Annotated in this window: 12 protein-coding genes; 4 read left to right on the top strand and 8 right to left on the bottom strand. The window is 35.7% G+C overall.

Features of this window, described 5'->3' with window-relative positions; all coding sequences use genetic code 11:
- Positions 1-145 precede the first annotated feature (145 nt).
- The 4 genes from OW492_RS04570 to OW492_RS04555 all read left to right on the top strand — a co-directional run bounded on the left by OW492_RS04570 (position 146) and on the right by OW492_RS04555 (position 3399).
- A complete protein-coding gene (locus OW492_RS04570; RefSeq protein ID WP_290038755.1) occupies positions 146-1537 on the top strand; it encodes a transposase in 1392 nt (463 codons plus the stop codon).
- A 5-nt stretch (positions 1538-1542) separates the two neighbouring features.
- The gene (locus tag OW492_RS04565; protein ID WP_354669219.1) at positions 1543-1683 is read left to right on the top strand and encodes a transposase; all 141 of its coding nucleotides are present in this window, start codon (positions 1543-1545) and stop codon (positions 1681-1683) included.
- Positions 1684-1903: 220 nt separating this feature from the next.
- A complete protein-coding gene (locus tag OW492_RS04560) occupies positions 1904-2476 on the top strand; it encodes a hypothetical protein (RefSeq protein ID WP_290038754.1) in 573 nt (190 codons plus the stop codon).
- Between the two features lie 47 nt (positions 2477-2523).
- Positions 2524-3399 carry a DUF2971 domain-containing protein gene (locus tag OW492_RS04555; protein ID WP_290038753.1) on the top strand — a complete coding sequence of 292 codons (876 nt, stop codon included), beginning with the start codon at positions 2524-2526 and terminating at the stop codon, positions 3397-3399.
- A gap of 531 nt (positions 3400-3930) precedes the next feature.
- On the opposite strand, the gene OW492_RS04550 is transcribed toward OW492_RS04555, so the two are convergent.
- The 8 genes from OW492_RS04550 to OW492_RS04515 all read right to left on the bottom strand — a co-directional run bounded on the left by OW492_RS04550 (position 3931) and on the right by OW492_RS04515 (position 14041).
- On the bottom strand, positions 3931-4959 hold the full coding sequence (locus OW492_RS04550; protein WP_290038752.1) for a HipA domain-containing protein: 1029 nt from the start codon (positions 4957-4959) through the stop codon (positions 3931-3933).
- A 46-nt stretch (positions 4960-5005) separates the two neighbouring features.
- Entirely contained in the window at positions 5006-5317 is a 312-nt protein-coding gene (locus OW492_RS04545; RefSeq protein ID WP_290038751.1) for a HipA N-terminal domain-containing protein, read from the bottom strand.
- Positions 5302-5619, bottom strand: a complete 318-nt coding sequence (locus tag OW492_RS04540) for a helix-turn-helix transcriptional regulator (protein WP_290038750.1) — start codon at positions 5617-5619, stop codon at positions 5302-5304. The genes OW492_RS04545 and OW492_RS04540 overlap by 16 nt, the downstream gene beginning before the upstream one ends.
- Positions 5620-6067: 448 nt before the next feature.
- Complete coding sequence (locus OW492_RS04535) at positions 6068-6568, bottom strand: hypothetical protein (protein WP_290038749.1); 501 nt, start codon at positions 6566-6568, stop codon at positions 6068-6070.
- Positions 6569-7029: 461 nt separating this feature from the next.
- The gene (locus tag OW492_RS04530; RefSeq protein WP_290038748.1) at positions 7030-9879 is read right to left on the bottom strand and encodes a UvrD-helicase domain-containing protein; all 2850 of its coding nucleotides are present in this window, start codon (positions 9877-9879) and stop codon (positions 7030-7032) included.
- A 319-nt stretch (positions 9880-10198) separates the two neighbouring features.
- A complete protein-coding gene (locus tag OW492_RS04525; protein ID WP_290038747.1) occupies positions 10199-11629 on the bottom strand; it encodes a TnsD family Tn7-like transposition protein in 1431 nt (476 codons plus the stop codon).
- Positions 11630-11645: 16 nt separating this feature from the next.
- Positions 11646-12605, bottom strand: coding sequence for a TniQ family protein (locus OW492_RS04520; protein ID WP_290038746.1), 960 nt, complete (start codon positions 12603-12605; stop codon positions 11646-11648).
- On the bottom strand, positions 12602-14041 hold the full coding sequence (locus OW492_RS04515) for an ATP-binding protein (protein WP_290038745.1): 1440 nt from the start codon (positions 14039-14041) through the stop codon (positions 12602-12604). Before OW492_RS04515 ends, OW492_RS04520 begins: the two co-directional genes overlap by 4 nt.
- Between the last annotated feature and the right edge of the window lies 1 nt (position 14042).

Below are 14042 nucleotides of genomic sequence, written 5' to 3'. Positions count from 1 at the left end.
TTAGCGAGGCGTTGAGGCTGTAGAATTTCTCCGAAAAGAACGTTTTTACGTTCTTTTTTCATAATCTCTAATTGTACAAAAAACAACCTTGATTGAGCAGTCCCTCTGTGATCTAATAGTTATTATTCGCTCAGAGTTAAATGTGATGGCCAACTACAAACCTGACTTATCTTGCCAAAGTAAATTCATTCCGATTGATTTTGCACAGCAAATTATCCCCGGTACTTTTGAATACGCACTTTCTCATATCGTCGACAAACACCTTGATTTAAGTACTTTTGATAAATGGTACAGCAACGATAAAAATGGCGCGGCTGCTTATCCTCCTTCAGTTATGCTTAAAATAATCTTGTTTGGTTATTCACGAGGCTTGGTCAGCAGTCGTCGCATTGCAAATGCATGTGAAACCAATATTACCTTCATGAGTTTATCGGGTGACGTACAACCACATTACACTTCAATTGCCAGTTTTGTCGCTAAAATGAAAGACCAAATTGAACCACTATTTACTCAAGTATTAATGATATGCGACCGTGAAGGGTTGATTGGCCGAAACATGTTTGCCATTGATGGATGTAAAATAAGATCAAACGCTAGCAAAGAATGGAGTGGCACATTTTGCGAACTTGAGCGAAAGCAAGCCAAGTTACGCAGAGCCAGCCAGCGAATACTTGAGCGTCATCAAGCACAAGATAATTTAGGCGAAGATGAAGTGGCGCATGATTTAAAACAGAAAGCGAAACTTGATAAAAGTGCAGAAAAAATTACAGAATATCTCGCCACACATCAAGAAAAAACAGGCAGTAAAGGTAAGGAAGTTAAAAGCAATATAACAGACCCAGACAGCGCAAAAATGACAACAAGTAAAGGCACCATACAAGGCTACAATGGGATTGCTATTAATGACGACAAACACCAAATAATATTGCAAGCACAAACCTGGGGCTCTGTGGGCGAACAACAAACTTTAGCGCCGGCCGTTACTCAATTAAAACAACAACTCGATAAGCTCACAACAGCAAAACAATTAAACGAACGCACAATAAAATTCACAGCTGACAGTGGTTTTAACAGTGAAGCTAATTTGGAATTTATGGCAAAAAGTGGATTCGATAGTTATATCGCGGACAATCAATTTAGAAAGCGTAATCCACTATTTAAGGAGAGTGAAACGTATGAAACAGAGCAAGAAAAACGACGGTTAAAACGCAGTAAAGGTAAACCAAGATTATTCACCTCATATGACTTTCATTATGATGAAACAACACAAATCTGTCATTGCCCAGCAGGTAATGAAATGTGGCGAAGTGGGATAAATGTAAAGAGTCACAAGCAACAATACACAAGATTCTGTGGTTATTTAAAAGACTGTAAGGTATGCGCTTTACAACAGCAATGCATGCGTAAACCACCGAAGGATAGGGGAAGACAAGTCCAATTTAAAAATAATGACTCACGGAAAAAGCTAAGCTATGGCGACAAAATGAAAGTTAAGATAGATAGTCCAATAGGACGACGCAATACAGTAAACGATTAGGTGCCATTGAACCCGTATTTGGTAATATTACGGTTAATAAAGGCATGAATAAATTCACGCTGCGCGGCCAAGATAAAGTGAATGCACAATGGAAAATGTATTGTCTTGTTCATAATATAGAGAAGTTAAGGAATAGTTTACATTAAGCCAAGGGCAAAGCCCTTTAGCCTCAATAATGCAGTCTAATTACCTTCATAAACGCCTCTACAGCTCAAATTAATCAATCATTTATTGAAAATCCGAATTATCTATTGGAATCTCAATTAAATATGAATTAATGTGTTTTTTATTTTAAATAATCGGGCTGAAAATGAGAAATTCTACAGCCTCGTTATACGTTGCCATAAACTCGAGGGTTTCCAATAAATGGACGCAAGTGATAAAGAGTTAGAAAACCAAAAAAAATTAGCATTCTACTCAAATACATTGAGTGCTTGGTATACAACAAGGTTTGAAAAAGACAAGCATTTGCTTAGTTTATCATCCGCAGGCATTGGTTTATTAGTTACGCTTTTAACTACGGTTGGTAGTAACACTTCATTTACAGCAATAATGTATGCATTAGCTTTGTTTTTTTTCTTAGTATGCATAGTGTCTGTTTTATGTATTTTTTCGCGTAATTCAGGTTATTTAGAGAGTGTTGTCGCTGGTAATGACACTAACGATGTTTTATTAGATGTACTTGACAAAACAGCTGTGTTTTCATTTGTTTTGGGAGTCATTTTTACATTGTTAGTTGGTGTATTTTCAAGCATAGAAAAATCAAGAGAAAAGGAATATCGAATGAGTAATAAAATTGAAAGAATGGTTAAACAGAATGACAATACTGAAAAGAAAAGCCTAAATGGGGCATCTAGAATGCGTCCAACCAGTAACGACTCACCGTCACAATCAAGTGAGGATTCGTCTTCTAGCAAAACAGATGACGCAAAGAAATAAACGTATAACAAGCTGCTCCACTGGACGCTTTGGTCTCGGCACGGTTTTTGAAAAAGACTCAAAAACAGCGTCAATCCCGAGCGCCAGTGAGCAGGGCGTTATGTGCCATGGAGGCTGTGTTGAATATTCCAAAAAAATTATATAAATATGAATCTGTTTCGGTTCAGTCCTTAGTAAACCTTAAATCACAAACAGTTTATTTTGCACCTCCTTCCGGCTTTAATGATCCTTACGATTGTGCTCTAAAAGCGCAGATAGCAGAACCGACTGATTCTGAAATAGAGAGCTTGCGTGAAGTTTATTTGGCTAAGGATTGCCCTAAAGAAGTCAAAGAAAAACTTGATAAAGCCTCATTAAAAGAATTAAAACCAGGACTATTTCGAACTGCAAAAGATGCTAGTGAGCAAATAATTGACAATTTCATCCGCAGTAGAGGTGTATCTTGTTTTTCGGAAGTAAGCGATGAACTCTTAATGTGGGCACATTACGCAGATAAATACACTGGCTTTTGTCTTGAGTTCTCTACTAATCACGAATTATTCGAGAGAGCTAGAAAAGTAGACTATGTAGAAAACATCCCGTTGTTAAATATTAAAAGTATTTATGCAGATGGTGATCGAGATGAAATGATGAACTTGTTTTGTACAAAGTCAAAATCTTGGGCTTACGAGAAAGAATGGAGAGTCATTCATAGTGATGCAGGAACTGCTTACACATACCCCCCTGAAATTTTAACTGGTGTCTATTTCGGGCCTAATATGCCTTTTGAAATGTTAGAAATAATATGTTTAGTTCTTAAAGGCCAGAACCCTCATGTGAAATTATATCGTGGTAAAAGAAGCGAACTAGCCTTTAAAGTAGAATTCGAGGAGTTTAACTACACACCATATATTGAAACCCCAGAAGGGAGTTCTGGCACATAACAAGAGTTTAAGCGTCAAGTCAGTTTTCTATCTCGCTTTGGGGGCGAAAGTGATGTTGTTACTTACTGAGAATTAAAACATGAGTTATGTCACTTTGATTGATAGACAATCACAAAACCTTTTATAGTTAGAAAGTTACACAAATGAACATTTAAAATAGGTAACCACATAATGTTTGCCTATTTTTTATTTGGAACTAAGATTTGTCACAAACTTAATTAAAGTCACAAACTTAATTAAAATTGTCACAAACTTAATTAATACTTAACACAAGTGATGATTCTTAATTAAGTTTGTGACAAAGGGGTAAAGTTTTCCTGACCTCAGAAAGTAAGAATATTGAATTAAGTTTGTGACAAATTAGAAATGTCGATACTTTATAGCAATGATTATTTTAATTAAGTTTGTGACAAAATAGGTAATTTTAATGAGTCACAGAGAGTTGGTATTAATAAAAAAATAATACGTAACGCCTTAAATATACTAGATTGAGTATAGCTTAATATTAGTGGGTCAGTCATATATTTAGAATTATGTTTTTCGTATCGTTTCTGTAAGAGCTTTTAACTTTAGCTTTGTATAAGCTATCACTTTACTTTTATGTTCATCTTTCATGTAGCTAACATTAATGGTATCTAGGATGATTGATGCCTTCTTGTTGGTTGCATCGAAAAGTAGTTTTAATGCCATTTTTTCACTAATTCCAATCAACTTGGCAAATAAGATAAAATCATATCCTTTATAAGGGACATGCTTAGTATTAATTGCATCAGGTAAGGCTTTTTCATTTTCCTCTGTAGTAAATAAGAGGAAAGCTAGCGAGGCCCCTTCAAAATAAGGAATGCTTGATACATAGTCATAAACAGGAGCTAAGCTTTCTCGTCCAATTTTAGGCACTAATATTCCAAAATTACGTAAGTGTAGGTCATTGTTTCCTAACACATAGGCATAGACTATCCTTAAGAAAAGGTCTTGTTTGAATTTTAAGCTTGAATCAATATTTTTAATTAAAAAGTTACATACTTGTTCATAGCTAATTTTTGAAACACCATTTATATCCCCATATTTGTTAGATATGTTCATTGAGCCGTCTAATTGCTCTTGGTGGATTTTTTCTAATGCGTTAACTCTATCGTAGCGTTTAATAATAAAAGCATATTCTACAGACTCCTCACTTCTCTCTTTTAAAAATGCAATAAGACCGAATGGTGGTACTTCAAAACCTAGTTTTTTCATCACAAGCATTATTGCATGCTCATTTTCTGCAAGCATTGGGAATTGCTCTGGAGAAGCCTTAAGAATGTAAGTAGAGTGATTTTTTAAAACTTTAAACTCATTATTGTCGATACCCATTAATAACTTTGGTTGGTATCCTGAAATACTCATACCTTTTTGGTTGATAGGCCCAACTTGTATAAATTGGCTTCGAGTGAAAGGTAATGTAACGCTTGTTTGGCTACTGCCTGTAAGGTATTTAATGCCTTTGCTTGTATACCCTTTAGATAGCTCCTTTTTTCCTTTAAGCGGCTCTAATGTAATTAGACATCTATCGAGGTTCATTGGTTTCTCTTAAGCTTTTAGTTGCATTTATGTATTGGGTTATGGATTACGTGATTATTGATTCGATTGAGATGGCTCCTATTAAGTCAGCACCATTCTCTATCAAAAAACCAAATGAGTCTCTTTCATCAATTCTCTGTATTTCTGAATACCTTTTCTTTAGCCAGCCTTCTGGAACCAGACTCATAAAGTATGGATGTAAATCCTTGCTTTCGTGGATTGGAGTTGAATTAGGGATGCTTAGAGATATAGGCTTTCCTTTGTAGTCAGAATCATAAGCAAAAACATATTTATTAGCTTTTTCTTCTAGCGTACCTACCAATATATCAAACATAAAAACATTTACTTTTCTGCCCATGACTTTATACCTAGCTCTTTTAATACCATAATTACACTTGAAAAACTGGTGTTAGAAGGATTAGAGAATATGCGGTTCAAAGTTGAATATGAAAGGTTAGTTTGAAGCTCTAAATCTTCCATTGATATTCCAATTTCTTTACGTTTATTACTCATCAGCTTTGCTAATGCATTCATGTCATTGAGGTCTAGACCATCATTTGGATTAATGATTCTTGTCTCTAGCTCATCGACTGTTTTAGCTAACATACTATATAGTTCATCAATTTCATGTCGCATTTTGATAATTGAATTGTCGTTCATAAAAGCTTCCTTTTTATTATAATTATCAATAATAGTTCATATATGAAATATATGAACTTAAAAGTTTCAAATATGATTGTTTTTATTATTTTTAATGAAAAATGTTTCTTTTATGATTCTTTAATTTGATTGTAATTCAAATATGGTATTTTTGTTGAAAAAATGATTGGAATAATCTTATATGAATGTTTTTTGGTGGTTTACCTGAGGCTTACAAGTATTTTATTTGTATTGATATAGCTAGATGATTTACTTGAAATGGGGCTACGGCGGGGGGCTGCTCTAGCTCGATAAGGGACAGAATAAGCCAGAGAATATTTACTGCTAAACACTAAAAAGGCTACCATTTCTGGTAGCATCGAAGTTGTGCATATAATAGGTATTATTGTTAATATAAAAAGTCCTAACTCTGTAAAAACTATTATGTGTCCCGCTGAATTAATCTAGTTTATTTTAATTTTAAATGTTTAAGTATTTGATAAGTTTGGTCTGCATTATCGACAGTGGCTTTCAAAAATTGTGCGCATGCGACTGAGAAAAGCCCTGTCATTATTGTTATAAAGCCAGGTGTCATTGCTATTATTACTTGAAAAAAATTGGGGTTATAGCGCCCAGCCATGCTTCCGAATCCAACAAAAATTATAATTACACCGACAATAACTGTACACCAACCTATAAAACTTAATATGGTAGTAACCAATTGAGCAACATTATAATTTGATTCGTAATCTGGTTTATACACTTTAGTATTTACTTTCGCATTATCTGATTTTATTTGATTTTGTAAATCCCATTTATCAATTGCCTCCGAAGCTGATTGGGCTTCTAACTCATAACATACTATTTTATACCCCTGTTCTTGCAATTGTTTGGTTTCTTCATCTGCTCTTTCACTCATAATATCAACGGCTAATGTAACTGTTGTCTTCTGTAAAATTTTATATTTCATAACTTAATATTCCGAATCTAAATAGGTCAGAACAATATCTATTTTCTATAAAACAATCAACTTTATCTGTAAATATAGTCATTGTAATATAACTTTCAGAAGTGTTTTGTAGTAATGTATATCTATGTAAATATGTTGAACTACAACAATGATAGTAAATATCGCTTTGACATTTTAAACTCACACTAATAAAAACCTATAAGTGATCTTCACAAAATTACTGCTTATGTTAAATAGCTAATTTTTTGCTAGAAAATGAAAGCTTCATGACCATATTGGTGGATAACTGTTATTTTTAAGTGCTAACAGCGCGATACTAGGCATTTAATCAAGTGAAAGTTTACAACGGTTTTAGCCTTTGGATAATGGCTTAACCTCACGATTTCACTTTCGCTTTAATATGGCAATGAACAGGGGGTTTTTAGGCTTTATTCCCCTGATATGGCTTAACTGTTATGAGGTTATTGCTTCGCCGTGTGTTTGCACTGGTCATCTTTAATACCATAGCCAGTACAGCCCCAAAACTCGCCATATTTACCTGAGCGAAGCTTCATTGGCCTTCCGCATTTTTCGCAAATCTTCATCGCGTGATTACATGCTTGATTATTACATTCGCTCGCATGCAATTTATCGATAGAGGGCGCCCCACATGCAGAGCAAACCCTGGCTTTACCGACTTTACAGCCTTTGCCTGTGCTGCAGGCATAGAATGAACCAAATTTCCCGTTCACTAATTTCAAGTAACCTGCTTCACAGTTAGTACACTTAAATATTTTACGGTATGTCTCTTGGAAGGCTTTAGAGTGGATATTAATGTTATATTTCGGCGCAAGTAACTCAATGATAAATGAAGAGGGAGAGCTTGGATCACCAATGATATACAATTTCTTTTTCGCGCGTGTAAGCCCAACGTAAAATAAGCGTCTTTCTTCTGAATGAGGGAACTCATCTAGCATAGGCAATAATGCTTCAATGACAATTTGATCTTTATTGTCATTTGGAAACCCTAATTTACCCTGAGAAAAGCCAATTAAAATACAGTAATCAGCTTCCAAACCCTTGGATTTATGGAAGCTCCAAAATGCGACATTATCATTTAAGTTTGCTTGCGACACCGCCGATTTGCTTTCATTAAGTAAATAATTATAACGCCCAATTACTGCAATACTTCCTTCTTGATCCTTTGCTTTAATTTTAGTGATCACTTCAACAACGCGTTGGTACAAGCCATCCTTAGTATTGAGTTTATCATCGAGTAGGTAGACTTGCGGTGTCTCGGTTTGGGTATGGGTTTCGATATATTTCTTATTTTGCTCTGGGTTCTCCATAATGAACATACCTGCGGTATCTGCAATACTATTGTTATATCGGAAAGTTTTTTGTAGCTTGGTTTCCGTAAAAGGGCCAACTAATTCACCAAACCTGGTGGTTAATTCAAGTTTACCACCTGAGAAGCGATAAATAGACTGCCAGTCATCTCCCACAACGGTAAGAGAAGGAGTAGGTCCATGTTTAACGATAGATTTCACTAAATCGATGCGAGAGGTTGAGATATCTTGAAACTCGTCAACAAGTACATAGCTCCATTTAGGAGCAAATAACCCCGTGTTTATGGATTCAATGCTGCGTATGATCATATCGTCAAAGTCAATAGCATCTTGCTCTTGAAGCTGTTGAACATAGCTGACATGTAAGGCATCTAATAATGAGGTATATTTTTGCGGTTGAGCTATTCCTAACTTAGTAAATCGCTCGAACATCCCTTCTGCATCTAATCTCTCAACCCTTATAGACGCTAATGCTTTTAATAAGAGTTCACTCCAATTCGCTATTTTTCCTGACTCTTTTAATTGCTCAAATAGAGCTTCACTATTAATAGGGTTGAATTCAATATTGAGTTCTTTTAGTTGCTTTTCTAATCCCGACGTGAGTGTTTCTTCTACCCATTCATAATGAAAGCTTTCCACTAGGGTCGTTCCACACTCAATATGCAATGCGCGTTTGCTTTCCATCTCTTCATTATATTGGATTGCATCAATATCTGGGCGCGTTTTACCCGCTCTATCGATGCCAAAATGTTCGATGTAAATATCCGTTTCATCCAAGTGGAAATCTGGCGTGTAATCAAAACCGACTTCAATACGGCGTTTACTGACATAACGCGCTTCATAAGTATAAGGAACACCATTTAGGTAGAGGAAGTTAGCAATAATTAATTCTTGATAGCCTTTTACTAATTCGCCATTCAATGTACGCAACTCATTATCTCTGAGATACGCTTCATATTCTGCCTGTGTGTTGATACTAAATGGATCAACAGGCTCAGGTGTTAAACTGATAAAATCAACTAATCGACTAATATCTTGTGTTATATATTGGTGTAACCATTCTGTGATCCATTGTTGCAGTTTTAGTGGATCTTCCACGAAGATGCTCATGTAAGTTGAGATACCAGCTTCTTTTAGGATCTGTCGACCTAACGAGTGAAAGGTAGAGATGTGAGGGGTTTTATGAAGGGATATGTCACTTCTACTGGCTTTATCTTGTAATCGTTCTTTTAACTCATTAGCTGCTGCTTTATTGTATGCCAGGATTAATATTTCATCTGGCTCCGCTAGCCCTCTATCGATTAAATCTAATGCTTTAGCGACCATTACCGATGTTTTACCGGTACCAGCGGCCGCTAATACCATATTTAAATCATCGGAGCGTAATACCCCTTTTCGTTGGTCCAGCGTGAGAGGGTTCGATTCAACACGATCAAAAAAATCAGCCCTTTCTTGTAGCTGTATCGTTTCATGTTGCTGTTGAAGAGTTTGGTATTGTAATGGGTAACACTGGCTAATGGCGTTTATGGTCGTCATTTTTTCTGAATTAATATAGTCAGACCAAGGATGCTTCTTTTGGTTTACCCCTTTGTTAAATATCTCACAAATATGAGATAACTCTTCAAACTGACTTTGTCTGGGATAACGTGTGAATACTTGGTATTCCCATTTATTAACAGCACTTTCTATATATAGCTGTAGGTTGGCTATAATGTGGGTATTAAGCTCATTCACTAACCGTTGAGCTTGTGTTTGTTTAAGGAAATTAAATGTGTAAGGCTTATCAGCACATGTAATGGTTAATTGTGATCCGTACCATTTTGTTTTTAAATCAACAAATTCAATTGTATTTGAGATGTTGTGTACTGTTGATAATGCATTGCTAACGTGTATTTCTAAGGTGTCAGTATCAAATTTAAGGCCTTTGGAACCTAATACTTTTCCTATGAGGTTAGTCGGTGTGAAAAAGTGGGTGGTTGTCATTGCTCAGTAGCCTTAAATTAAAGTTAAGTATCAATTAGTTAATCTTTTATTTTAGTGTTTTTTTATGGTTTTGATACTCTCTTTTTATTTTTAATGGATACTTTTAGCTGTGCATATCACAGATGCAGTGATTATCGTGTCTATGGCTTTACTCTGTTTATATTGGCCTGTTAACAATACCCAGCAGTCTTATCTTAAAAACTCCCATATTGACTAGATCGAAATTCGTAGGATTATTGTATTTATCACAAAGCTTGAGTGTGGACAGTATTGATGAATACTGCCCACACTCATGTCGTCGCTTTATATTTGTGGTTTATTAATGCTTTTTTCTTGCGTATCTTTTAGGAAGCATTTTTTCTAGCCATTCTCTATCTCGTTTAAATAGCCAACGGTAAGTCCTAGTATCTTGTGCATAGATGTTATTACGCGTTAAAAGTTCTTTTTCCATTACTCTCATTGTCGTGATTAATCGTAAGCGAGCGGCAGCACGTTTACGGGTAAATAAATATTCATTTCTTTGCGCTTGTATTTTAGGGGATTGGTCTAGTATTTTTGTTACAACATCGATTGAACAGGGTATTTTTGCCGCTATATCGTTTGTTTTCTTGCCTCTTTTAAGCATTGACTTTATTGATTTCTTCTCCGCCCTAAAGATAGTTTTTTCTCTCTGATTAATTGTTATATGGTTTGATATAGCGATCTGTTTTAGTTTACATGCGCTCATACCAGATGATTGACTGATTTTCTTTAAACTAAAGCCTGTTACTAGGGCGTTAATAATATTTATCATTGTTGGGGGGTAAGGGATAATTAAAGGCTTATTCTTAATTGATTTAATCTCGGCAATATAATCCACCAACTCTTTGATATTATCGAATAAAAAAGCAATCAATATTAGGTGTTTTAATGGGTGAAAATGCGTTTTTCCTTTGCAAAGCAAGTCGCGTGGATCATGTTGGACATTATCTGAACTGAATATAGTGTCAAAAAGCTTATTCTTCATGTGGTCCTGATAATAGTATCTTAGTACTTCATACAGTAATTTTTGATCTATACCCCCTCTATCTGTCGTTAGTTTAAACTCTATGAAGCGGGCCGTATAATATTGACTAATACTGCCTGTTAGATTGTCGTCATTGTTTAATAACTCAGTGCTTAAAAGGGCTAGTTTTAGCTGCGTTTCAGTGCTGTTTTTTATCGTGTCTTTGTTACCGTATTTAAGTATAGGCGGTCTGTTCAATGCGCAAGGTATTCGTTTGATTTTGAGTAACTCTACTCGGTGATGGATGCATACCTGTACACCTGGTAACTGGTGTATGACATGAAAGTAGTTAATACCATATTGGTGAATATCGTTATCACTACAAATGGGGCATATTTGAAGATCTGGGTTTGCAAAAATTCGACCAGAATTAAATGGTAATTTTAAATGTACTTTACTCGAATCTCCTTTATAAATGTCTTTTATTATTGATTTATATGACTTTTCTTCACAAAAACTTTTAAAATATGGAATAATGGTGTGGCCTTCAATAAGGCTCTTTATGGTTTTTCCTGAATGTGCTTCAAGAATAGGTAAGAAGCTTGGAAATATTGCATTTCGTTGCTTGTTACTCGATCCTATTACTAGACGAGTAGATTCTTTTAGTTGAGGAAAGGGGACAGCTTGAATCCACCTCGTTACCCAACTATAAACGGTTTCATTGGGTAGTAATTCTGGACAAAAATCTTTGACGTTCCATGTCATATAAGACTCCTTATCGTTAATTCGCTCTGGTTAAGGTATCTGCTAAGCCTAAATATTCCAGCATAATGATTATGGCTAAAGGGGGAATGACCATATCTCGATACGCCACTTGAGTTAAATTGAATAATTGGGACTTGTTACTCAATAATTTACTCGGTTTTTTTAAGTAGTTGGACATGAAGTTAGTATCGATACTGTTTGCATAATGAGTATTCAGTCTACTTAGTTCATTTCTGATTCGGGGTGACGTATAATTTGACAAATCACCTTTATCTATCTTGGCTCTCATGAGTCGTCTTAAGTCATCTAATGACAAAGCGCTGGACTGCTCTTGTAAATAATAACTCATACTCTCGAACCAGTTTCTCTTACTACATATAGATGATCTTTCAATCTCATATTTTTTAGCGCATTTCGTGCATTGATTGTTTTCGGGGGGTAACCAGGCACGATAAAATCCTTTATACATAAAGCCACAATGCCCGCAACTAGAAAGTAATGTCGTGTCATGACGGTAACACTTCAGCATTGTTGGAATCTGATGATAAGTGTGCCAATAAGAGCCGCCAAATTCTGCGGTATCTTCGTTGACACAATCAGGACACCAACGCCAACATGTAACATGAAGGAGGAGTTTGCGACTCGTTACATATTTTTTATCGTCCATGTCCAATGCTAGATCACATGCCTTAAATATTTCCCTTTTACTGCTCGACATAAATGGACGGTAGTAATTTAATAATGTGTGGTCATTGATTAATTGTTCAAAACACATACTGTGTTGGTAGTGTTTGGCAATTTCTGCATACAAAGTGTTCCATACAACATAAGGAATTAGGTTTTCTGTCGACTTGAAATATGATTTAGTTATTTCATAAAAATTATTATGTCCAGTTTGATTAAACCAACGCGCTACTACACTCAATAAGTGTTCATTGGGTAATAAATGAGGAAAAGATACAGTGCGTGGTATCATGCTTTACCTCCTTGTTTGTCGGTCATTTGAGGTATTAATATTCCTATTGCGTGTTGAGGGGATTCATGTGATTTCAATACGGAGGGGGGCTGAGCGGCTTCTTTGTTATTTTCTCCATCTACGTGTTGCACTTCAGTATTAGAATATGCCTTTTTATTATTTGCACTCTTCTGTAATGCTTGTTCATATTTTGTGTTGTTACCGGCGCGAAATGCGAGTAGTGCCGGCTCTATTAGAGAGAATTGATTTTTAAACACGTTTGACAGTAATGACGTATCGTAAGTGAGTTGATATCTTTCGATGTTTTTCGGGGTTTGACGTAAATTGACTAGCGTTTCGTGATATTGCTGTGCGAGCCTAGTCATAATGGCTGGAAGGCCACATGAGAGTTCATGAAAATATTGTTTAAATGTGTGATTTGAAGGCTGTATCCCTTCAATCATAAGGCCCGGTGGAAATAGCGCATTAAATAACGCATCGAAATTTTTATGGTTTATTGGATAAGCTTTTAGCATAAACTGACGGTCATTCAACATTCTTCTGACCGTCGTCATGTCATGGCCTAATCTTGAGTTACTATCCTTTAACGTATCGAATAACTCTACCCCTTGACGAGTTGAGCTTAATAGTAACGGAATACCTATTTTATTAAAGAGGGTCTCTAATACTTGTAGCGTAGGGCTGTCTTTTATTTTGTTATGACCTAACATGAATTGAAGCTCATCAATGTGTACTAAGCCTATAGCGTGTTGAACGGTAATGTTTTGCATGGCAGCCATGAGTTTATCTACTGAATATCTCGCATTAGTATCAACCCATTTATATGTATAACTTTCTTCTCTTTCATTGCCAAGCGCAGTATCTACAGCTCTTAAGAAGTTGGCGACCATTGCTTTAGGTGATCCATTAGGTGGTAAATCAAAGGATACCCACACTATTTGTCGTGTTGTAAAATGTTTTCCTTGGTAGCTTGTATGTTGGATAGTTTGTGGAATGTGGCTCAATACTCGTCGAATGACCGTTGTTTTACCTGTTCCTGATTCACCATACACCAATGATGTTGGAGCCGTCGTTAAACTATCATTATTTGATTCATAGAAGTGGCCTTTTCGCATTTCTGATGCCACATTATCTGCAAGCCTACGCATCTCCTTTGAGAAAGGGTTACGATGAACATAACTAAATAAGATGAGACTCATGATTTTGTAGTAAAGTGGAGCAGCTTCAGGTGCGGGAATATGGATTTCAGTTAATTGGCGAAGTTGTGTCATTTGATAGATCATTGGTAACTCCCAAAAATTAGGCATTATTTTTGGGGTGACCGTTAACTTTCTTAATAGGCTTTTTTTATCTAATTCAATTTCGATTGCTTCACACAATGGGTTGTCGTTAAGATTAGTATCAATATGCTGTTTATATTTTGCTTTAATGTGCATT

Source organism: Psychromonas sp. 14N.309.X.WAT.B.A12, from assembly GCF_030397575.1.
GTDB lineage: Bacteria > Pseudomonadota > Gammaproteobacteria > Enterobacterales > Psychromonadaceae > Psychromonas.
The sequence above is the reverse complement of the archived record's forward strand: the minus strand, read 5'-3'. Positions and strand labels throughout refer to the sequence as shown.